21 protein-coding genes are annotated in these 21693 nt (G+C 73.2%); 12 read left to right on the forward strand and 9 right to left on the reverse strand.

Annotated elements, in window-relative coordinates; genetic code table 11:
* Positions 1-8: 8 nt before the first annotated feature.
* Positions 9-968, reverse strand: coding sequence for a threonine/serine dehydratase (locus ACFYUS_RS31835; RefSeq protein ID WP_388860264.1), 960 nt, complete (start codon positions 966-968; stop codon positions 9-11).
* 44 nt (positions 969-1012) lie between these two features.
* The gene (locus ACFYUS_RS31840; RefSeq protein WP_388859913.1) at positions 1013-2053 is read right to left on the reverse strand and encodes a M4 family metallopeptidase; all 1041 of its coding nucleotides are present in this window, start codon (positions 2051-2053) and stop codon (positions 1013-1015) included.
* Between the two features lie 379 nt (positions 2054-2432).
* On the opposite strand from ACFYUS_RS31840, the gene ACFYUS_RS31845 reads away from it, so the two are divergent.
* Entirely contained in the window at positions 2433-3467 is a 1035-nt protein-coding gene (locus ACFYUS_RS31845) for an isopenicillin N synthase family dioxygenase (RefSeq protein ID WP_388859916.1), read from the forward strand.
* Between the two features lie 55 nt (positions 3468-3522).
* Here the strand turns inward: ACFYUS_RS31845 and ACFYUS_RS31850 are convergent, their stop codons facing one another.
* Positions 3523-4626 carry a citrate synthase 2 gene (locus tag ACFYUS_RS31850; RefSeq protein WP_388859919.1) on the reverse strand — a complete coding sequence of 368 codons (1104 nt, stop codon included), beginning with the start codon at positions 4624-4626 and terminating at the stop codon, positions 3523-3525.
* 221 nt (positions 4627-4847) lie between these two features.
* On the opposite strand from ACFYUS_RS31850, the gene pdxH reads away from it, so the two are divergent.
* Together pdxH and ACFYUS_RS31860 are read left to right on the forward strand one after the other, a co-directional pair.
* Positions 4848-5477, forward strand: coding sequence for a pyridoxamine 5'-phosphate oxidase (pdxH, locus tag ACFYUS_RS31855; protein ID WP_388860267.1), 630 nt, complete (start codon positions 4848-4850; stop codon positions 5475-5477).
* 339 nt (positions 5478-5816) lie between these two features.
* Positions 5817-7145 (forward strand): PAS domain-containing protein, encoded by a 1329-nt coding sequence (locus ACFYUS_RS31860; RefSeq protein ID WP_388859922.1) that lies wholly within the window; start codon positions 5817-5819, stop codon positions 7143-7145.
* Between the two features lie 97 nt (positions 7146-7242).
* On the opposite strand, the gene ACFYUS_RS31865 is transcribed toward ACFYUS_RS31860, so the two are convergent.
* Positions 7243-7593 carry a winged helix-turn-helix transcriptional regulator gene (locus ACFYUS_RS31865; protein ID WP_388859925.1) on the reverse strand — a complete coding sequence of 117 codons (351 nt, stop codon included), beginning with the start codon at positions 7591-7593 and terminating at the stop codon, positions 7243-7245.
* A gap of 80 nt (positions 7594-7673) precedes the next feature.
* Between ACFYUS_RS31865 and ACFYUS_RS31870 the strand changes: the two genes are divergently transcribed.
* Positions 7674-8576 (forward strand): NAD(P)-dependent oxidoreductase, encoded by a 903-nt coding sequence (locus ACFYUS_RS31870; RefSeq protein WP_388859928.1) that lies wholly within the window; start codon positions 7674-7676, stop codon positions 8574-8576.
* Between the two features lie 171 nt (positions 8577-8747).
* Positions 8748-9056, forward strand: coding sequence for a hypothetical protein (locus tag ACFYUS_RS31875; RefSeq protein ID WP_388859931.1), 309 nt, complete (start codon positions 8748-8750; stop codon positions 9054-9056).
* Positions 9057-9131: 75 nt separating this feature from the next.
* Here the strand turns inward: ACFYUS_RS31875 and ACFYUS_RS31880 are convergent, their stop codons facing one another.
* Complete coding sequence (locus ACFYUS_RS31880; protein WP_388859934.1) at positions 9132-9887, reverse strand: SIS domain-containing protein; 756 nt, start codon at positions 9885-9887, stop codon at positions 9132-9134.
* Between the two features lie 152 nt (positions 9888-10039).
* Between ACFYUS_RS31880 and ACFYUS_RS31885 the strand changes: the two genes are divergently transcribed.
* The 6 genes from ACFYUS_RS31885 to ACFYUS_RS31910 all read left to right on the forward strand — a co-directional run bounded on the left by ACFYUS_RS31885 (position 10040) and on the right by ACFYUS_RS31910 (position 17024).
* A complete protein-coding gene (locus tag ACFYUS_RS31885; protein WP_388859937.1) occupies positions 10040-10729 on the forward strand; it encodes a metal-dependent transcriptional regulator in 690 nt (229 codons plus the stop codon).
* Between the two features lie 530 nt (positions 10730-11259).
* Complete coding sequence (locus tag ACFYUS_RS31890) at positions 11260-12267, forward strand: alpha/beta fold hydrolase (protein WP_388859940.1); 1008 nt, start codon at positions 11260-11262, stop codon at positions 12265-12267.
* Positions 12268-12443: 176 nt separating this feature from the next.
* Positions 12444-13373: a hypothetical protein gene (locus ACFYUS_RS31895; protein WP_388859944.1), complete on the forward strand. Its 930-nt coding sequence runs from the start codon at positions 12444-12446 to the stop codon at positions 13371-13373.
* Between the two features lie 83 nt (positions 13374-13456).
* Entirely contained in the window at positions 13457-14815 is a 1359-nt protein-coding gene (locus ACFYUS_RS31900) for an MFS transporter (RefSeq protein ID WP_388859947.1), read from the forward strand.
* A 117-nt stretch (positions 14816-14932) separates the two neighbouring features.
* Positions 14933-16165, forward strand: a complete 1233-nt coding sequence (locus ACFYUS_RS31905) for an FG-GAP-like repeat-containing protein (RefSeq protein ID WP_388859950.1) — start codon at positions 14933-14935, stop codon at positions 16163-16165.
* Positions 16166-16325: 160 nt separating this feature from the next.
* Entirely contained in the window at positions 16326-17024 is a 699-nt protein-coding gene (locus ACFYUS_RS31910) for a type 1 glutamine amidotransferase domain-containing protein (protein ID WP_388859953.1), read from the forward strand.
* 11 nt (positions 17025-17035) lie between these two features.
* Here ACFYUS_RS31910 and ACFYUS_RS31915 read toward each other — a convergent pair whose 3' ends face one another.
* The gene (locus ACFYUS_RS31915; RefSeq protein ID WP_388859956.1) at positions 17036-17575 is read right to left on the reverse strand and encodes a hypothetical protein; all 540 of its coding nucleotides are present in this window, start codon (positions 17573-17575) and stop codon (positions 17036-17038) included.
* A gap of 57 nt (positions 17576-17632) precedes the next feature.
* Positions 17633-18205, reverse strand: a complete 573-nt coding sequence (locus ACFYUS_RS31920; RefSeq protein ID WP_388859959.1) for a GNAT family N-acetyltransferase — start codon at positions 18203-18205, stop codon at positions 17633-17635.
* Positions 18206-18312: 107 nt separating this feature from the next.
* On the opposite strand from ACFYUS_RS31920, the gene ACFYUS_RS31925 reads away from it, so the two are divergent.
* Complete coding sequence (locus tag ACFYUS_RS31925) at positions 18313-19203, forward strand: aminoglycoside phosphotransferase family protein (protein ID WP_388859962.1); 891 nt, start codon at positions 18313-18315, stop codon at positions 19201-19203.
* On the opposite strand, the gene ACFYUS_RS31930 is transcribed toward ACFYUS_RS31925, so the two are convergent.
* Together ACFYUS_RS31930 and ACFYUS_RS31935 are read right to left on the reverse strand one after the other, a co-directional pair.
* Entirely contained in the window at positions 19190-20809 is a 1620-nt protein-coding gene (locus tag ACFYUS_RS31930) for a transporter (RefSeq protein ID WP_388859965.1), read from the reverse strand. The genes ACFYUS_RS31925 and ACFYUS_RS31930 overlap by 14 nt on opposite strands.
* Positions 20806-21675 (reverse strand): ABC transporter ATP-binding protein, encoded by an 870-nt coding sequence (locus ACFYUS_RS31935; protein ID WP_388859968.1) that lies wholly within the window; start codon positions 21673-21675, stop codon positions 20806-20808. Before ACFYUS_RS31935 ends, ACFYUS_RS31930 begins: the two co-directional genes overlap by 4 nt.
* Positions 21676-21693: the final 18 nt, after the last annotated feature.

Here is a 21693-nt window from a genome sequence, read left to right on the forward strand (position 1 = left end):
CCGGCCGGTCAGCGCACCCCGAAGCGTTCCGCCCAAGCCGCCACGTCGGCCGTCGTGGCGTTGCCGCCGCAGACGACCAGGCCGAGACGGGCATCGGGACCGACCTGTTCCAGGACGCGACGGGCGGCGGGGAGGAGGCAGCCGGCGGCGGGTTCGGCCCAGACCTTGGCGTGCTCGGCCAGGTCGAGCGTGCCGCGCACGGCCTCCGCGTCGCTCACCGTGAGCACGTCCTCGACCAGGGCCTCGGCGTGCGCGTACGTGAGCGCCGAGACGCTGGGGGCGGCCAGCGTGGACACCACCGAGGAGAGCTCGACCGGCACCGGGCTGCCCGTGGCGAGGGCCGCCGTCATGGCCTGGGCGCCCTCGGTCTCGACGCCCCAGACCCGTATCCCCGGGCGGCGGGCGTGCAAGGCGGTGGCGACGCCGGCGATCAGACCTCCGCCGCCGATGCTGACGAGGACGTCGGTCAGTTCGCCCGCGTCCTCGGCGAACTCCAGGCCGACCGTGCCCTGCGCGGCGACGACCAGCGGATCGTCGAAGGGGTGGACGGGGGTGAGGCCCCCGGCGCGCAGCTCCTCCATGAGGGCGAACGCGCCGGCCGTGGTGTCGGTGAGGAGGACCTTCGCCCCGGCGGCCTCGGCCGTCTCCACGGCGCGGGCCGGGGCGGTCCGGGGCATGACGACGGTCGCCCGGACGCCGAGGACCCCGGCCATGACCGCGAGCGCGATGCCGTGGTTGCCGCCGCTGACCGCGACGACCCCGGCGTCCCGTTCGGCGGGGGAGAGCGAGAGCAGCTTGACGGTGGCGCCCCGCGCCTTGAACGAGCCGGTGCGCTGGAGGAGTTCCAGCTTCACCGTGACGTCCGCGCCGAGCAGCGCGGTCAGCCCGGGGCTGGGCAGGGTCGGGGTCCGTACGACGTGTCCGGAGAGGCGTTCGGCGGCGGCTTCGACGTCCGCGACGGTGATCAGCACGCCTCCCACTGTGCCCTACGGCCCCCGACCGGGGGCACCCGTCAGACGCCCGGGATCGCGCGCGCTCGGAAAGCGTCCCGTACCGCGGTCGCCGCCGCCGTCCCGTACATCTTCTGCGCCGTCGCGACCGTCGTCAGGGCCGCGTCCTTGAAGCTGGTGTCGGGGGCGAAGCCGAACTGGGCGTTCACGATGATCCGGTCGGCCGTGCGGGCGCCGAGCTTGTTGCGGATGTCGAAGAGCGCGCGGGACCAGATCTCGCCGTCCGCGTGGACCTCGCCGACCCGGTCCGCGTACGTCTTGGTGCCGTCGAGGCGGCGCAGGCAGTGCGGGGCGGTCACCGTGTAGCCGGTGGAGTCCCAGTCGCCGACGCAGGCGAGCTCGGTCTTCATCGGCCAGCCGTACTTGGCGTCCGCGGCGGCGCCGACCTCCATGCCCAGGTAGTCGCCGAAGGCCTCGCCGATCGCGCCGGCCTCCGGGGAGCTGCCGAAGCCGGGGACCTGGGCCTCGTGCACGGCGTGGCCGTACTCGTGGACGATCACCTCGGCGTCCTCGGCGTCGTCCACACCGCCCTTGCCGAAGCGGATCTCGTCCTTCTTGTCGGTGAAGAAGGAGTTGTCGGAGCCCCACTGGTTGAGGCGGACCGGCTGCACCCGGTCGTTCGCCCCGCGCAGCTCGGAGCCGAAGCCGAGGCCCTGGAGGTACTCCTGCGCCTCGTTGACCCAGAAGTACGCCATGACCTGCTCGAACTCGTCGTCGTGGCGGTCGTACGAGGCGGCGGCGGCGGCCTTCGCCGGGTTGCCGGTCTCCGAGCGGACCGCGGCCCACCTGCCGGACAGGCCGCCGCTCGCGTCGAGGTTGCGCAGCGCGACGGTGGCGTACGCGGAGGCGGGGATGTCGCTCGCCGCGTCCTTGTGGTCGGCGAGGGACTGGTCGCCCGAGGACTGGACCGGGTTCACCATGAAGACGCGGGCCTGCGGGGCCGTGGCGGCGGAGGCTCCCACGGACGGGAGCAGCGCCGCGGTGGCGGAGGCCACGGTGACGGCGGCCGCGGCGACCAGGCCACGAGAGGTGCGGCGGGTCATGGACATCCTCCTGCGATGGGATGCTGCGACGGAAGAAGACGGGAAGTATGGCGTGTACGCAACACGCGTGGCGGCGATCTTCGCTCACTCCCGGCCGCTTTGAACAGACTTTGCGCCATCGAGCCGCCCGACGTGACGCGGACCACAGTGACCCCGTCCCCGCCGCAGTACGCTGGCTCCATGCCTCTGCTCGTACGCCGTCGCCACGTGGACTACGTCCGCGTCACGAGCATGGGCTGTCGCCGCTCCGCCTGACCTCCTGGGGTACCACTCCACACCCCTGCGGTCCCTCGTTCCGAGCCCCAGCCGACCGGCACCCGTGGCCCCCGCCCCACCCTTGGCGGCCGCCCGGGCACCCGTATACCCCGCGGACGCACACATGACGCACAGCTCGTACCCCTCGCAGCTCCCCATCGTCGACCTCTCGGCAGCGGACCGGGACCACCAGGCCCGCAGGCTGCTCCACGCGCAGCTCCACTCGGCCGCCCACGACGTGGGCTTCTTCCAGCTCATCGGGCACGGCATCACCGAGGCCGAGACCCGGGCCCTGACCTCGGCCATGCACGCCTTCTTCGCCCTGCCCGAGGCCGACCGGCTCGCCCTCGACAACATCAACTCGCCGCACTTCCGCGGCTACACGCGCATCGGCGACGAGCGCACCGCCGGCGCCCGCGACTGGCGCGACCAGCTCGACATCGGCGCCGAGCGCCCCGCCCGCGACCCCGGCCCCTGGGAGGCCCCGTACTGGTGGCTCGAAGGCCCCAACCAGTGGCCCGCCGCCCTCCCCGAGCTCCGCACGGCCGCCCTGCACTGGATCGACCGCCTCAGCGGCGTCGCCGAGCGGCTCCTCCACGAGCTGCTCGCCTCCATCGGCGCGCCCGCGGACTTCTACGACGACATCTTCGGCCCGCGCGCCCACCCGCACCTCAAGCTGGTGCGCTACCCGGGCAGCAGCGGCGAGGGCGACGACCAGGGCGTCGGCGCGCACAAGGACTACGGCTTCCTCACCCTGCTGCTCCAGGACCAGGTCGGCGGGCTCCAGGTGCAGCGCGAGGACGGGAACTTCCACGACGTGCCGCCGCTGCCGGGCGCCTTCGTCGTCAACCTGGGCGAGCTCCTGGAGGTCGCCACCAACGGCTACCTGGTCGCGACGAACCACCGCGTGGTCTCGCCGCCCGGGGCGACGGAACGATTCTCCGTGCCGTTCTTCTACAACCCGCGCCTCGACGCCCGGATCTCCCCGCTGGAGTTCCCGTACGCGGACCGGGCCCCCGGCGTCACGACCGACCCGGCGAACCCGCTGTTCGCCGAGTACGGCCGCAACGAACTCAAGGGCAAGCTCCGGGCCCACCCCCTGACGACGGCCCGCCACCACGCGGACCTGCTGCTGCACCCGCAGGAGCAGCTGGTCTAGGAGACGGCGAGGCCCGGCGGGACTGTGCGGATCCGCCGGGCCTCAGGAGCGGGGATCACCGGCCGGCGATGTCCGCGTACCCCTCGATCTCGCGCGGGTCCCGCTGGCCGGGGCCCACGTACCGCGCGGACGGACGGACGAGGCGCCCGGTGCGCTTCTGCTCCAGGATGTGCGCGGACCAGCCGGCCGTACGCGCGCACGTGAACATCGACGTGAACATGTGCGCCGGGACCTCGGCGAAGTCCAGCACGATCGCCGCCCAGAACTCGACGTTCGTCGCGAGGACCCGGTCGGGGCGGCGGTTGTGCAGCTCCTCCAGGGCGGCCTTCTCCAGGGCCTCGGCGACCTCGAAGCGCGGGGCCGCGAGCTCCTTGGCCGTACGGCGCAGCACGCGCGCGCGGGGGTCCTCGGCGCGGTAGACGCGGTGGCCGAAGCCCATGAGGCGCTCGCCCTTGTCGAGGGCCTGCTTCACGTACGCGGTGGCGTCGCCGGTCCGCTCGATCTCCTCGATCATGCCGAGGACGCGGGAGGGCGCGCCGCCGTGCAGCGGCCCGGACATGGCGCCGACGGCCCCGGAGAGCGAAGCGGCGACGTCCGCGCCCGTCGACGCGATGACACGCGCGGTGAACGTGGACGCGTTCATGCCGTGCTCGGCGGCGGAGGTCCAGTAGGCGTCGACGGCCTTGACGTGCTTCGGGTCGGGCTCGCCGCGCCAGCGGACCATGAAGCGCTCGACGACCGACTCGGCCTTGTCGATCTCGCTCTGCGGGACCATCGGGAGGCCCTGGCCGCGCGCGGACTGCGCCACGTACGAGAGGGCCATGACGGCGGCGCGGGCGAGGTCGTCGCGGGCCTGCTCGGCGGAGATGTCGAGGAGCGGCTTGAGGCCCCACACGGGCGCGAGCATCGCGAGCGCGGACTGCACGTCGACGCGGATGTCGCCGGAGTGCACGGGGATGGGGAAGGGCTCGGCGGCCGGCAGACCGGGGTTGAAGGCACCGTCGACGAGCAGGCCCCAGACGTTCCCGAAGGAGACGTGGCCGACGAGGTCCTCGATGTCGACCCCGCGGTAGCGGAGGGCGCCGCCCTCCTTGTCGGGTTCGGCGATCTCCGTCTCGAACGCGACGACTCCCTCGAGCCCGGGTACGAAGTCGGACATCAGGCAGCTCCTCTATCGATGATCGATCAAACGTGTTGATCAGTGGTGGGAATCAACAGCCATCCAGGGGACGAGTCTGTACGGTTCCGATGATGCGGGGAAAGGTGACATCCGGCACACTGCGCCGATCCGGCGAGAGAGGATTACCGCCCCGCGGTGCCGGGCACACTGGGGCGCTGCGGCAGGATGGCCCTGTGACCGACGCCCTGGATCCCGCAGACATGCGCGAGCAGTACCGCACCCTGGAGCTGTCCGCGGCCGACCTCGCGCCCGAACCGATCGGCCAGTTCGCCCGCTGGTTCAAGGAGACCGCCGCGAACCCGGCGATCCACGAGCCGAACGCGATGATCGTCTCGACCGCGACCCCGGAAGGCCGCCCCTCCTCCCGCACGGTGCTCCTGAAGCACTACGACGAGGCCGGCTTCGTCTTCTTCACCAACTACGCCTCCCGCAAGGGCGAGGAACTCGCGGCCAACCCCCACGCCTCGCTCCTCTTCCCCTGGCACCCCCTGGCCCGCCAGGTCATCGTCACCGGCCGCGCCGTCCGCGTCGGCCGCGACGAGACGGTCGCCTACTTCCGCACCCGCCCCCACGGCTCCCAGCTCGGCGCCTGGGCCAGCCCCCAGTCCCAGGTCATCGACTCCCGAGCCGACCTCCTGGCCCGCTACGACGAACTGGCCGCCCGCTACCCGGACCACGAACAGGTCCCCGTCCCCCCGTCCTGGGGCGGCATCCGCGTCATCCCCGAAACGGTCGAATTCTGGCAAGGCCACGAAAACCGCCTCCACGACCGCCTCCGCTACGTCCACGAGCCCGACGGCACGTGGCGGGTGGAGCGGCTGGCGCCCTGACGGGAGCGGGAACGCAGGCGACCCGTGAGTCTTGGCGCCGTCCGCCTAGGTTCGGACGGATGCCTGCCGGCCGGACTGCCGGCGACTCACGGGTCGGGTGACTGCGTTGGTGTTCGGCAGAAGGCCTGCCGAGGTGCACAGAGTGCGACTGGCAGGCCTTAGCCCGCAGTCACCTCACGAGTCCGAAAAGAAACCATTTTTTCGGATCACCTCCTTTCGCGTGTACTCACACCCTAGGAAGACCTCGCGCGCGCCTCAACCCATTTATTCAAATCGCGGAACGGGGATGTGCTCCACGTCACGTTCCAGTTGAATGGGCGCAGTATGGGGGGTGCCTGGATGAGTGCATTCACGGGGGCCACGAGCGATGACGTGGCCGTCCCGGGAGCCGATCTGCTGGCCGCGTTGCTCGACGGCATGGACGCGGCGCTGTGCGCGTTCGACGCCGAGGGGACGGTCACGCACTGGAACCGGGAGGCCGAGCGGATTCTCGGCTGGTCCGCGGGTGAGGCCGTGGGGCGGCGGGGGTTCGAGGGGTGGGCGGCGCGGAGCGCGGACGCGGAGGAGACGCTCGGGCGGCTGATGGGGGCCATGAGGGGGCCCGGACGGCAGGTCCACGAGTTCGTGCTGCTGCGGAAGGACGGCGGGCGGGTTCTGGTGCGGAGCCAGGCCGCCGGGGTGAGGGGGGCGGACGGCGGTCCGGCCGGGGTGTACTGCGCGTTCAGCGAGGTGCACGTGCAGCTCGATCTGGAGCGGTCGGTCGCCCTGAGCGAGGCGCTGTTCGAGGACGCGTCATGGGGTGTCGTGCTCGTCGACGCGGATCTGCGCCCCGCCGTGATCAACGCCCACGCGGGCCGCGCCTTCGGGGCGGGACGTACGGCCCTGCTCGGGCGGCCCCTCGGCGATGTCGTCGTGCAGGGGGCGGAGGAGCTGGAGGCCGCCCTCCAGCACGTCCTCGCGGAGGGCACGCCGGCTTCGCCCGCCGAGGTGTGGGTGACGCTGCGGACGGCCTCGGGGGAGCGCCGCCGGTGCTGGAACAGCGGCTTCCTGCGGCTGTCGTCGCCGATGGCGGAGGAGCCGGTGCCGCTGGGCGTGGCCTGGCTGTTCCAGGACGTCACGGAGGAGCGGCTCGCGGCGCGCGAGGCGGACCGGATGCGGTTCCGGTGGAGCCAGCTGCACCGGGCGGGCGCGGCGGTCGCGGAGTGCGAGGACCCGACGGAGGCCGCGACGGTCCTGCTCGACTTCGCCCTGGCCGGGTTCGCCGACCACGCCCTGGTGGACCGCCCGGCGGGGGAGCGGCGCCTCACGCGGACCCTGGCCACCCCGGCGGGTGCCGTCCCCGGCCCGTCCTCGCCCGTCGTGGGCGGCGGCATCCCGCTGCGGTACGGGCCGCGCCACCCGGCCCTCCAGGCCTGGGACCGGATCGGCACGGTCCGGGCGAGCGCCGGCCGGACCGCCGAGGTGTGGGCGGAGGCCCATCAGTGGCCGGGGGACGCGGCCCACGCCCTGTGCGTGGTCCTGCGCTCCCGGGGCCGGACCCTCGGCGTCCTGACGTTCCTGCGCGCCGCCTGCCGCAAACCCTTCGAGCGCGAGGACGTCGTGTACGCGGAGGCCGTGGCGTCCCGGGTGGCCGCCGCCCTGGACCTCGCCGACGCCGGTACCCCCTAGTCCCTCCGTACACCCACTTTTTTGTGGGTGCTTGTCCGCCCTCCCGGCCCCGGGAGAACCTGGTCGCGGCCCGGACGGAGAGGGGAAGCCGAGGGTCTCAGGAGGCGGCCCGCGCCTCTTTCAGCCGGTCCAGACGGCGGTGGCCCCAGTCCGACAACGGGCCGAGGAGTTCGGAGAGTTCGCGCCCGAACTCCGTCAGGGAGTAGACGGTCTTCGGCGGCATCACGTCGTGCACCTCGCGGTGGACGAGGCCGTCCGTCTCCATCTCCCGCAGCGCCTGCGTCAGCACCTTCTCGCTGATCTCGGGGAGCCTGCGGCGCAGTTCACCGGGCCGGTACGGGCCGGATTCCAGCAGCCACAGCAGCGACGTCTTCCACTTGCCGTCGATGACGGCGATCGCGGCCGTCACGCCGCAGACGTTCGTGTCCTGGGCCCGGAGGCGTGTCATGCGCGTCCCTCTCCTTCTTCGGGCTTCATCCCGCCATCTCGCCATCTCGCCATCTCGTTCATGTGCAAGGGAGTTCAGGCATGTCTTCTTCCACGTCGTCTTCTTCCGACGACCAGATCGCCGTCACCGTTCTCGGGCTCGGCCCGATGGGGCGCGCCCTGGCCGGCGCCTTCCTGGACGCCGGGGTGCGGACCACCGTGTGGAACCGCACCCCGGGACGGGAGGGCGACCTCGCCGCGCGGGGCGCGGTCCTGGCCGCGCGTGCCGAGGAGGCGGTCGCGGCGAGCGCGCTCACGGTGATCTGCCTGGTCGACTACGACGCCACGGACTCCGTCCTGCGGCAGCCGGCCGTCACGGAGGCGCTCAAGGGCCGGACCGTGGTGAACCTGAGCGCCGACGTCCCGGAGCGGGCCCGGGACACCGGCCGCTGGGCGGCGGAGCACGGCGTCGGCTACCTGGACGGCGCGATCATGACGCCGACGCCGACGATCGGGACGCCCGCCGGGGTGTTCCTGCACAGCGGCCCGGAGGCGCTGTACGCCGGGCACCGGGCGGTGCTCGACGCCCTCGGCGGCTCCCACACGCACCTCGGCGAGGACATCGGCAGGGCCGCCGCGTACGACATCGCGCTGCTCGACCTCTTCTGGACGTCGATGACGGGGTACGTGCACGCCCTCGCGGTGGCCCGCGCGGAGGGGATCCCGGCGCGGGAGCTCGCGCCGTTCGCCCAGGGCATCGGGGCGATCCTGCCGCCGCTGTTCCGCGAGTGGGCCGAGGACGTGGACGGCGGCTCGTACTCGGGCGAGGGCAATCCGCTCACCTCGGCCGTGTCGACGATGACCCACGTCGTGCACGCCGCCGAGGCGCACGGCATCGACGCGAGCGTGATGCGCGCGGCGGAGGCGCTGGCGCGCCGGGCGGTGGACCGGGGGCACGGCGCGGACGGCTTCACGCGGGTGACGCAGGTCCTGGACCGCGCCTGACGGGCGGACCGTGCCTGACGGGCGGACCGCGCCTGACGGGCGGACCGCGCCTGACGGGCAACGAAGAGGGGGCCGAGACTGCCGGGTTCCGGCATGGCCGGAACCGGTGCGGCGGGACGACGATGAGCCCACGTTCAGGAGATGTGGGGGGCCGTCATGATGGCTTGGTTCATGGGAGCGACCGTGCCTTTCGGCATGGCGGCGATCGCGATGGGCGCGGTCGCGTTCCGTAGGGGATGGGTGATGGCTCCGGCGCGCCGGAGCGTCCGGCAGCCCCGGGTCTACGGCGCCGGCCTCGCGCTGCTGGGCCTGGGCCTTCTCACCTCGGTGGTCACCTACTTCACCCTCCCGGTCGACGTCGCCTCGCGTGACCCGTGGCTCCCCTTCGCCGGGTACTTCCTGGAGCTCATCGGCGCCGCCCTGATCGCGTCGAGCCGGCGGAGCCCGCGGCACGGACGGGCCCCGCACCCGGCGGCCTAGGGAGCCGGAGCACCGGGAGCGGTGTCCGCGCGCGAGCGGCGGGGGGCGCGCTCCCGCCGCGGTCGCCCCGGGGCCCTAGTGACGGAAGAAGATCCGGTCGCCGTACTCCGTCATCACGCGCCCGTTCCACTCGTGCCCGCCGTCGACGTTGCCGGAGCGCAGCAGCGGCGGCTCGATGCCGAGGCGTACGAGCTCCTCGGCGGCGGCGGCCATCGTGGCCTGCATGAGGGCGCTGGTGACGACGGTGGAGGCGGGGGCGAAGGGGGCCTCGATGCCCTCGTGGGTGAGCTCGGCGTCCCCGATGGCGATCTTCGAGTCGAGGACGATGTCGCAGTGGTCCTTGAGGTACGTGCCCGAGACGTGCCGTGACTTCGTCTCCGTGGCGTACGCCACCGAGGTGACGCCGATGACGGTGAGGCCGAGCGCGCGGGCGTTCATGGCCATCTCGACGGGCAGGGCGTTGCGCCCGGAGAGGGAGATGATGATCAGGACGTCGCCGGCCTTGGCGGGGGACGAGTCGAGGACCGCTCCGGCGAGGCCGTCGACGCGCTCCAGGGCGGAGCCGAGGGTGGCCGGCATGACGTCGACGCCGACGACGCCGGGGACGGCGAGCAGGTTCATCAGGGCGAAGCCGCCGGCCCGGTAGACGACGTCCTGCGCGGCGAGCGAGGAGTGTCCGGCGCCGAAGGCGAAGAGCCGGTTGCCGCTCGCGACGGCCTCGGCGATGGCCCTGCCCGCGGCGGCGATCTCGGTGGCGTCCCCGTCGCGGACCTGCTGGAGCAGGTCGATCGCGGCGTCGAAGAACTGTCCGGCCAGCTTGCTCTCGCCCATCGCGGCGGCTCCTTCTCGTCCTCGTGGTCGCCGATCACGGTGCGGTCTGGACCATTGCTCTGTCAATAGGGTCTCACCGGGCGCGGTCCGGTTGTCGGTCCGATGCGTCAGAATTGGGGCAGGGCCAGCGCACGACTCATCGAGGGGCACGTATGTCCGGACTGATCGACACAACGGAGATGTATCTCCGCACCATCCTCGAGCTTGAGGAGGAAGGTGTGGTCCCCATGCGTGCCCGGATCGCCGAGCGGCTCGACCAGAGCGGTCCGACGGTGAGCCAGACGGTCGCCCGGATGGAGCGCGACGGTCTGGTGGCCGTGGCGAGTGATCGCCACCTGGAGCTCACGGACGAGGGCCGTCGCCTCGCCACCCGGGTGATGCGCAAGCACCGCCTGGCCGAGTGCCTGCTCGTCGACGTGATCGGCCTGGAGTGGGAGCAGGTCCACGCCGAGGCCTGCCGCTGGGAGCACGTGATGAGCGAGGCCGTGGAGCGGCGGGTCCTGGAGCTGCTGCGCCACCCGACGGAGTCGCCGTACGGGAACCCGATCCCGGGCCTGGAGGAGCTGGGCGAGAAGGCGGAGACCGAGGCCTTCCTCGACGACTCGATGGTGTCCCTCGCCGACCTGGACGCGAACGGCGGCAAGACGGTGATCGTGCGCCGGATCGGCGAGCCGATCCAGACGGACGCCCAGCTGATGTACACGCTGCGGAGGGCGGGCGTGCAGCCCGGCTCGGTGGTGTCGGTGTCGGAGTCGCCGGGCGGTGTCCTGGTGGGCAGCGGCGGCGAGGCCGCGGAGCTGGACGCGGAGGTCGCGGCGCACGTGTTCGTCGCGAAGCGCTGAGCTCCGCTCGTACGTGACGGGGGCGCCCCGTCGGTCGTCTCGGCGACCGGCGGGGCGCCCCCGTCACGTGGCCGGCCGGCGTCGGTTGTGCCGTACGGGGTCACGAACCCGTATCGGCTCGGACTCGGCGGGCCAACGACCTGCCGTGCGCCCCGTTTTACGCCGGAATCGCCACGCCCGCGCCCGCGCCGTGCCACGCTGGTGGGAGCCGGGCGTGGAGGGGGTGGGGCCATGAGGGCTACGGACGGCAGAGGGTCGCGGGCCGCGGACGACAGAGGGCCCCGGCACCTTCCGGCGCCGGGGCCTGTCCTCCCCTGTGCTGACCTGGAGCCCCGAGCTCTCAAGGTCATTCCCCTCGGACCGTTTTTCCCCGAGCGGTCCGCCTCCCGCTCAAGATCTCCCCTCGGCGGCGTGCGTCAATCCTTGAGCCCTGTCACTCGAACGAGGGGTGTTGTGTGGCAGGAGCGCATTTTCGAATGCGAGTTCGATAGTCTGGCGAGGTTCGACGGAAAAGAGGGGGTGCCGGATCCATGGCGCGACGACTCGACGTCACCGGGGCCGACGGCGTCCGGCTGGCGGCCTGGGACCACACGGCTCCGGGTCACGCGGCTCCGGGTCACGAGACCCCTGGTCACACGGCCTCGGATCACGAGGCTCCTGGTCGTGCGGCCCCGGAGCGCGAGGCCTGGGGGCGCGCCGCCGGGCCCGGCGGGACCGGGTTGGTCCCCCGCCCCGTACGGGCCCGGCCCTCGTCGGCGCCGGCCGCTCCCGCCCCGGGGGTGTTACTCCTCCACGGGCTGATGGGGCACGCGGGCCACTGGGCCCCCGCCGTCCGCCGTCTCACCGGCGGGCACCGGATCGTCGCCCTCGACCAGCGCGGTCACGGCGCGAGCGAGAAGCCCGCCGCCGGACCCTTCACGCGCGAGGCGTACGTGGCGGACGCCGCCGCCGTCGTCGAGCAGCTCGGCCTCGGCCCGGTGACCCTCATCGGCCACTCCATGGGCGCCCTGACCGCCTGGCAGCTGGCCGCCGAGCGCCCGGACCTCGTCCGCGCCCTCGTCATCTGCGACATGCGGGCCTCGGCCCTGGGCGCGGCCTCGCAGCGCGCCTGGCAGGACTGGTTCCGCGGCTGGCCCGCGCCCTTCCCGTCCCTGGAGGCCGTCCACCGCTGGTTCGGCGACGAGGACCCCTGGGTGGAGACGCCGAACCCGGCGCGGGGCGCGTTCTTCGCCGAGGTGATGGCCGAGCGTCCCGACGGCTGGCGCCCGGTGTTCGACCCGGAGCAGATGCTGACCTCCCGCGAGACCTGGGTCCACGACGCCCACTGGGACTCCCTCGCCCAGGTCCGCTGCCCCACCCTCGTGATCCGCGGCCTCGACGGCGAGCTGGGCCGAGCGGAGGCCCAGGAGATGGTCCGGGTCCTGCCCCACGGGGCGTACGCGGAGATCCCCGACGCGGGCCACCTCCTCCACTACACCCACCCGGAGGCCTGGAGCGAGGCCGTGGAGCCCTTCCTGAACGGGGTGCTGACCCCCTGACGGCACGCCGAGGCGGCCGGGACGGACCGAGGAGACGGTCCGTCCCGGCCGCTTTCGTCCGGCGCGAAGTTCTGCGGAGATCCAGCAGCGTGGAATACCCCCAGGGGGTATGCTGTTGCCTGTTCTGAACGCGGAAACGAGCGCCGGAAGGCGTACTGCTCACGTGGAGGCACACCATGACGAACGACCTCGGCCACGACGCGACCAGCCACAGCGCACACGCCGGTCACGCCGGTCACGGTGACCACAGCGCCCACACCGGCCACGGAGCACACGGAGCACACGGCGGTCATGGCGGTCACGGCGGTGCCCGGCCCGGCGGGCTGTCGGTCTCCGAGGACGGCTACACCTTCGCGCTCGGGACGACGCTCTTCACGAGCGGGCCGCAGACGGTCACCTTCCAGGTGATAGGCCCCGACGGGCAGGCGGTCACCGAGTACGTGCCCGAGCACGAGAAGGAGCTGCACCTCATCGCCGTCCGGCGCGACACGGCCCGGTTCCAGCACGTCCACCCGGTGAGGGACGAGAAGGGCACCTGGAGCGTCGGGCTGGACCTGGAGCCCGGGGACTGGAGGTTCTTCGCGGACATCCACCCGGCCGGCCACGACGGGACCCTCACGCTGGGGGTCGACGCCTCGGTCGCCGGGCACTACGAGCCGCAGCCGCTGCCCGAGGCCGCCCGGACCGCGCACGTCGACGGATACACCGTGACCCTCGACGGGGAACTCCTGGTCGGCGAGGCGAGCGACCTGACGCTGACCGTCGGCCGGGACGGCCGGCCCGTCACCGACCTGCAGCCCTATCTGGCCGCGTACGGACACCTGGTCGCGCTCCGGGTCGGCGACCTGGGCTACCTCCACGTCCACCCGAACGGCGAGCCCGGCGACGGCGTCACCGAGCCGGGGCCCGGGATCACGTTCACGGCGGCCGCGCCCACGGCCGGCACCTACCGCCTGTACCTGGACTTCAAGCACGAGGACACCGTCCGGACGGCCGAGTTCACGGTGCACGCCGACGGGGCCGCGCCCCGGACCGCCCCCGAGGCCGGGCACCACCATGACGCCCACGCACACCACGGTGCCCACGCGCACCACGGCCACCACTGACCGGGAGCCGCAGCACGTGACACGGCCGAAGTGCGCTCGCCCCCTGGAGCGCCCCCCACCCCCGCACGCCTGAAGGACACGCCATGCGTCTGTTCGCCATCCGGGACTACCGCCGCCTGTTCAGCGCCCAGGTCATCGCCCTGTTCGGGACCGGGCTGACCACCGTCGCCCTGGGACTGCTCGCCTACGGCCTCGCCGGCGCCCGTGCCGGCGCGGTCCTCGGCACCGCGCTGACCATCAAGATGGTCCTGTACGTGGTCATGGCCCCGCTCGCCGCCGCGTACGTCGACCGCCTCCCCAGAAGGGCCTTCCTGGTCGCCCTCGACATGATCCGCGCGGTGGTGGTCCTGGCGCTGCCGTTCGTCACCGAGGTCTGGCACGTCTACGTACTGATCGGCCTGCTCCAGGCCTCGTCCGCGGCGTTCACGCCGACGTTCCAGGCCGTCGTCCCCGACATCGTCACCGACGAGTCCGACTACACGCGCGCCCTGTCGGCCTCCCAGGTCGCGTACACCATGGAGAGCCTGTTCAGCCCCGTGCTGGCAGCGGTCGCCCTGGCGTTCATGAGCTTCGACCGGCTGTTCCTGGGGACCGCCGCCGGATTCGTCCTCTCGGCCGTGCTCATCCTGTCGACGCGCATCCCCGACGCCCGGCCGAGCGCCCACACCAAGGCGTGGGACAAGGCGGCGGCAGGGATCAGGACGTTCGTCAGGACACCGCGGCTGCGCGGACTCGTGGCGCTCCACCTCGTGGTCGCGTCGGCGGGAGCGATCGTCGTCGTCAACACCGTCAACTACGTCCGTGACGAGCTCGGCGGTTCGCAGTCGGACGTCGCGTGGATGCTCGCCGCCTCCGGCGCCGGAACGCTCCTGACCGCCCTCGTACTTCCTCGCGTACTCGGCCGCCTCACCGCGCGCACCGTCATGGTGACCGGCGGCGGAGTCCTCGTCGGCGGCACGATCGCCGCGGTGACGCTCCTCGCGGCCGGCCTCACCACATGGACCGGCACGGCGATCGTCTGGAGCGCGATCGGCATCGGCATGGCGCTGATCGTCACCCCGACGGGCAAGGTCCTGCGCGAATCCGCCGAGCCGGACGCCCTCCCCGAGGTCTTCGCGGCCCAGTTCTCGCTGTCGCACCTCGCCTGGCTGATCACCTACCCCCTCGCGGGATGGCTCGGCACGAAGGCCGGCTTCACCCTCACCTGGTCCCTCCTCGCGGTCCTCGCCGGGGCCGGCGCCACGGGCGCCCTCCTCCTCTGGCCCCGCCGCGAAGGCCAGCGCGAAGGACGGCGCGAAGGCCAGCGCGAAGGACAGCGCGAAGGACAGCACGACGGACGGCACGACGCCACCGGACCTGCGACGCCCGGACCCACCCCGACCGTGTCCCAGCTGGACCTTTCCCCCGAGAAGGAGACCGTGGACAGCGCCCTGGCGGCCTGAGGCCGGGCAGCGGCGAGCGGAGCCGGGCCCCCGCGGTGACGCGGGGGACCCGGCAAGGTACGGTCCCTCTCACGGCGCGTCGAGCAGCACATCTCCGCGCCGGTGGGAGGGAACTCAATGCGCATTTCCATGCTGCGGCGTGTGGCCACGGTGGCCACGACGCTGGGGCTCACCTCGCTCGGCCTCCTCGGCGCGGGCGTGACGCCGGCGCAGGCCGCGATCAGCGACTGCCCGTCGGGCTACTTCTGCGCCTGGAAGTCCGACAACGGCACCGGCACCATGTACAAGACGAACGTGAACCGGGCGACGCTCGGGACCTGGGACAACGCGTTCCGCTCGGTCGTCAACCACACGAACAAGTACCTCTGCCTGTACGACGACCCGAACTACAGCGACCCCACGGGCGCGAGCATCCGGCCGCCCGACCCGGCGGGCACCGAGTGGGGCGGTCCGAGCAGCAACTCGGTCAGTTCGGTGAAGCTCGTCCCGACCCTGCGTGAGTGCGACGGGAAGGCGTACCCGCAGTGGAACGCGTCCACCGCGCCCGAGGCGGCGGGCTTCGGCGACCTGAACGCCGACAGGAAGTCGGACGTCCTCGTCCGGGACGAGGCGGGCCGCCTGTGGTTCCTGCCCGGTGACAACACCGGACGCCTCGTCGGCGCCGGCGGCTGGGGCGCCATGAACGCCCTCACGCGCCACGGCGACTTCACCGGCGACGGCCGCGAGGACGTCATCGCCCGCGAGGCGTCCACCGGCAAGCTGTGGCTGTACCCGGGCACCGGCACGGGAGCCCTCGGCACCCGCAAGCTCATCGGCTCCGGCGGCTGGAACGCCATGAACAAGCTCACCGCGTACGGCGACCTGACCGGCGACGGCCGCTCCGACCTGCTCGCCGTCGAGTCCTCCACCGGCAAGCTCTGGGCCTACCCCGGCACCTCCACCGGCACCCTGGGCGCGCGCAGGCTCATCGGCACGGGCGGCTGGAACGCGATGAACGCGCTGGTCGCCCCCGGCGACATGAACGGCAACGGCAAGGCCGATCTGATCGCCCGCGAGGCCTCCACCGGCAAGCTCTGGTTCTACCCGGGCACCGGCACCGGCGGCTTCGGCACGCGCGTCCTGATCGGCTCCGGCGGCTGGAACGTCATGGCCTCCTTCCTCGCGGTCGGCGACTTCGACGCCGACGGCAAGAACGACCTGGCCACGACCACCACCAGCTCCTACGTCGGCGAGGGCTGCCGCGGCGTGGGCTGCCTGGTCCTCTACGGCGGCAAGGGCACGGGCGCGCTCAACCCGGGCCTCCCGGAGAGCTGGGAGATCAACTGGGCCCATCTGCGAGGCGCGTTCTGACCCCGCGAGCACCCCGCGAGCACCCCATGAGCATCCGGTGAGCACCCGGTGAGCGAGGAGGGCCTCCACCCCGACGGGCGGAGGCCCTCCGGCCGTCGCCAGGACACCGGCGCCCGCCCGTGCGAGGCTTCGAAGGAGGGGCCGAGAGAAGGACGAGGACATGACCAGAGTCCTGTTCGTGGTGACGGGGGCCGACCACTGGACGCTGAAGGACGGCACGAAGCACCCCACCGGGTTCTGGGGCGAGGAGCTCGCGGTGCCGCACAGGACCTTCACCGCGGCCGGGTGGGAGACCACCCTCGCGACCCCGGGCGGAAGGCGTCCGACGCTGGACGCGATCAGCATGGGCCGTACGGCGGGCCTGCCGGGCACCCTCCGGGAGGTGGCCGACCACCTCGCCTCGATCCAGGACCGACTGGACAGCCCGGCCTCCCTGGACGAGGTCGACCCCGACGACTTCGACCTGGTGTTCTACCCCGGCGGGCACGGCCCGATGGAGGACCTGTCCCACGACGAGACCTCCGGCGCCCTCCTCACCCGGAGGCTCGCCTCCGGCAGACCACTGGCCCTGCTGTGCCACGGCCCGGCCGCGATGCTGGCGGCCCGGAACCCCGACGGCTCCTGGCCCTTCGCCGGGTACCAGGTCACCGCGCTGTCCAACACCGAGGAGAAACTCAACAGCTTCGGCCGCAAAGCCCCCTGGTTCCTGGAGGACCGACTGCGCGAGAACGGCGCGGACTACTCCAAGGGCCTGGTCCCCCTCCTGCCCCACATCGTCGTCGACCGCCACCTCTACACCGGCCAGAACCCCGGCTCGTCCAAACGCCTCGCCGAACGCCTGGTGACCGACCTGACCTGACAGCGGCCCCGTCAGAGCTTGCCCGCCAGCAGGCGGGTGCGATGGCCGCCGAGGACCTCGGTCAGCTCGGCGATGAACCCGGGGCGGAGGAACGGGCCGTTCCAGTGCTCGATGCCCAGGTAGGCGAAGGCGAAGAAGTCGTTCTCCCACTCCCAGGCGGCCAGCGGGACCGTACGGCGGCAGGCCGGGCAGGGGACGTCGGCGGCGCCCGTCCTCCACCAGGTGTCCATGGCCGTGGAGAAGACGGCTCGTTCGTCGGGGTCGACCGTCGCGCAGTGCGGGCAGATCGGTGAACCGCCCTTGCCCGGAGAGCCGAAGAACACCGTGCGCCCGGTGACGACGGCCAGGCCGTCCGTCCCCAGGTGGCGCCGCTCGTCCGTCACGTGCGTCCAGCGCGGCCCCGGCACGTACCACGCCTTGTCGTCCATGAGGTCGCCCGCCGGGACCGCGATCCCCTCCCCGACCAGCCAGGCCCCCACCCGCTCCCCGAGCGCCCCGGCCTCCTCGGCCGTCGCCTCCAGGTCGGCGATCGTCTGGAACGTGTCCCCCATGAAGGCCCCCTCTGTCGTCGCCGCGACGCGGCATCCGCGCATCCTAGGGGCCGGTGATCACCGGCTCAGGCGCCACACCTGGTCCTCGCCCGTCTCCGCCGGGGCGGTGGGTTCGTGGGGGCGGCGGAGGTGGTCGGTGAAGCCGAGGCGGGAGGGGACGGCGGCGCTGGAGCGGTTGGCGACGTCGTGGACGACTTCGACGGCCGTGACGCCGGGGAGGCGGAAGGCCTGATCGACGAGGGCGCGGGCGGCGCGGGTCGCGATGCCGCGGCCGGTGGCGGAGGGGTGGAGCCAGTAGCCGATCTCGAGCGTGCCGTCCGGGGTGTCGTCGTTCCGGTGCAGCCCGCAGGAGCCGACGAGGGACCCGTCGAGCACGATCGCGTAGCTGTACGAGTCGCCGTTCGCCCACAGCTCCGCCCGGCCGGCCAGGAAGCCGGCGGTGCTCTCCCGGCTGTGCTCGGCGATCCACGGCATCCACGGGCGCAGGTGCTCCACCGACTCGTCGGTGACGCGGAGGAGCTCCGGAAGGTCCGCCTCGCCCTCGAACGCGCGCAGCGTCAGCCCGCCGTCGAGCTCGATGCGGACCTCGGGGGCGGGCGCGGGCGGGGGCGGGGTCTGTGAAACGTCCATGCGGGGAGGATCGGCCGCGCCGGTCGCGGCGGGCAAGGGAATTCCGGGGCGGGTTCGCGGTGGTCGCGGCCTCCACGCGTACGCTGCAGGCGGGTGGGGAGGGCGGCATGGAGATCGACGAGAGCCTCGTACGGGCCCTGCTCCGGGACCAGCACCCGGATCTGGCGGAGCTGCCGATCCGGGAGGTGCCGGGCGGGTGGGACAACCAGATGTGGCGGCTCGGCGGCGAGTTGGCCGTACGGATGCCCCGTACGGAACGGGCCCCGGAGCTGCTCCGCAAGGAGTGCCGCTGGCTGCCCGCCCTGGCGCCGCTGCTGCCGCTGCCCGTGCCCGTTCCCGTACGCACCGGGGAGCCGTCCGCGCGGTTCCCCCGGACCTGGGTGGTCGCCCGCTGGGTGCGGGGCGAGCCGAGCGACGCCACGCCCGTCACGCGCGGCGAGCACGCGGCCGACGCCCTGGCGGGCTTCCTGCGGGCGCTCCACCGTGAGGCGCCCGCGGAGGCCCCCGCCAACCCGGACCGGGGCCTGCCCCTCGCGGAGTTCGCGCACTGGTTCGAGGAGGGGTTCCCGCTGCTCGCCGAGCACGCCGACCCGGTGGCCGTACGGCGGATGTGGGACGACGCCCTCGCGGCCCCCGTCCGGCAGGGCCCGCCGGTGTGGCTGCACGGGGACCTGCACCCGGCGAACGTCGTCGTCGCGGACGGCACCCTCGCCGGAGTGGTGGACTTCGGCGAGGTGTGCGCGGGCGACCCGGCGACGGACCTCTCGGCGGCGTGGCTGCTGCTGCCGGAGGGCGCGGCAGAACGGTTCTTCCGCACGTACGCGCGCGTGGACGGCCCCACCGTCCGCCGCGCCCGGGGCTGGGCCCTGATCCGGGCGGCCGGGCTCATCGGCATCGGCCGGGCCGGGGAGCGCGGGCTCCCGGGCGGGAAGCCGAGCTGGGGTCCGGCCGGCCGGGCCGCCCTCGCGCGCGTGCTGGGGGCGCCTACCCCTTGCTGACCGCCGCCAGGATCTCCGGGAGGCGCCTGGCCGCGCGCGGGGCCGCCAGCTTGAGGCCCGCGAGGGTCAGGAGCGCGCCGTAGAGGGCCCCGGCGGGGAGGAGGAGCCACAGCAGGGACCGCTGGTCCGCGACGTGGAGGTAGACCGTCGCGGCGATGAGCGGGGAGCAGAGGACGCCGGCCGTGAGCATGCCGCCCATGATCGACATCCAGGCCAGGCCGCCCTGTCCCGGCGCGACGTTCTTGTAGCCGCTGTCCTGGGGGATCGAGTACGGGAAGTTCGCCGAGGTCACCGCGCCCGTGCCGACCATCGCGCCGAGCAGGCCGAGCGCCAGGCCGAGGGCCTCGGGGAGCTGGGACCAGGCGTCGAGGACACCGGCGGTCACGGCCGTCACGAGCACCGTGAACGGCAGGGTGACCATGAGCAGGGCCAGGGTCCGCGAGCGGAGTTCGGCGTAGGCGTCGGCGGGCGTCGAGATCGTCTGGGCGACCATCCAGAACGCCGAGCCGTCCTGCCCGAACTGGTTGTACATCAGCATGCCGAGCATGCCGGAGGCGAAGACCGCGAAGTAGACCGAGCCCCCGCCCTGGACGGCGTTGAAGAGGGGGACGATCAGGCCGACGGCGAGCGAGGTCACCCACGACGCCTTCGTCTTCGGGTCGCGCCAGATGTACCGGAGGCCGCGCTCCATGACGGCACCGGTCCGTCCGCCCGGCAGGATCCGGGCGAGCAGCCCCGAGCCGGCCTTGTCGGAGGTGCCCGCGTCCGGGGCCGCGCCGACCGTGGAGCCGTCCGGCTCGACCATCAGCCGCACCAGGCTCCGCTGCCACCAGTAGAGGAGCGCCGCGAGGGCCGCCGCCGTGAGCAGCAGCCGGGCCGCCGCCACCGCGTAGTCGCCGCGGCTCGCGGAGTCGACCGCGCCGATCGCGGCGGCCGGCGGCAGCCAGCCGACGACGGCCGTGGCCGGTTCGAGGGAGGCGAGGCCGCCGGCCTGGCCGAGGCGCTGGGCGGCGAAGTTCACGAACTGCATGCCGATCGCGATGACCAGACCGCTCAGCAGGGCCAGGTCCCGGCCCTTGCGGGAGGTGAGGAGCCGGATGTTCGCGGCGGCCACGGCCCGGGACAGCGCCACGCACGTCACCACCGTGAGCGGGACGGCGAGGACGGCGAGGACGGTCCCGGCGGCGCCGTGCGCGACGGCCAGCGCGGCGCCCACGACGAGGGCGGAGGTGAGGACGGGGCCGACGCCCACGAGGGAGGCCACGAGCAGCGCCCGGACCAGCGGCCGGGGCCGGAGCGGCAGCATCACGAGCCGCGAGGGGTCGAGGGTCTCGTCGCCGCTCGGGATGAACAGCGGCATGACCGTCCAGGCCAGGGAGAGCGCCCCGGTGAGGAGGACCGCGACGGTGGCGGCGTCCGTGTGGCCCCGCAGGAGGACGAGGGCCAGCAGGAGGCCGGAGGCGAAGACCAGGCCGAAGGCGATCGACACGATGAACGCGACGGTCCGCCCGCCGGACTGCCGCAGCCCGTTCTTCAGCAGCGACAGCTTGAGCCGGACGAAGACGGACGTGAGGGACGGTACGGAGGAGGTGGTGGCGGCGCTCATCGCTGGGCCCCGCTCGCGCCCGTACCGCCCGCCCCGCCGCCCAGCCAGTCCAGCGAGTCCCCGGCCGCCGCGCGGCCGTTCGCGCCGACGAGCTCCAGGAACGCCTCCTGGAGCGAGGACGCCGAGCCGCGGACCTCGGCCAGCGGGCCCTGTGCGCGGATCCGGCCGGCCGCCATGACGGCGACCCAGTCGCAGAGCGACTCGACGAGCTCCATGACGTGGCTGGAGAAGACGACGGTCGCGCCGGAGGAGGTGTACCGCTCCAGGACGCCCCGGATGGTCTGCGCGGAGACCGGGTCGACGCCCTCGAAGGGCTCGTCGAGGAAGAGGACCTCGGGGTTGTGGAGGAGCGCGGCGGCGAGGCCGATCTTCTTCCGCATGCCGGTCGAGTAGTCGACGACCAGCTTGTTCTGCGAGCCGGTCAGGTCGAGCACGTCGAGGAGCTGCGCCGCCCGCTTGTCGACCTCGGCGCCGGGCAGACCGCGCAGCCGGCCGCTGTAGGCGAGGAGTTCACGGCCCGAGAGGCGCTCGAAGAGCCGCAGGCCCTCCGGCAGGATGCCGATGCGGGCCTTGACCTGGGCGACGGACTCCGGGTCGGCCCACACGTCGTGCCCGGCGACGAGGATCCGCCCCTGGTCGGGCCGGAGCAGGCCGGTGATCATGGAGAGCGTGGTGGTCTTGCCGGCGCCGTTGGGCCCGACGAGCCCGATGAACTTCCCCGCGGGCAGGACGAGATCGATCCCGTTCACCGCGATCTGCTGCCCGAAGCGCTTCCACAGCCCCTCGACGCGCACGGCGGGCACCGCACCGTCCCCCGGTGCGGCGCCCGTCTTGTCGAACGCTCCGTCAAATGCCTGGTCAGGCATGTTCCGTCAACCCTTCGA

This window comes from Streptomyces sp. NPDC004284 (assembly GCF_042874035.1).
Lineage (GTDB): Bacteria > Actinomycetota > Actinomycetes > Streptomycetales > Streptomycetaceae > Streptomyces.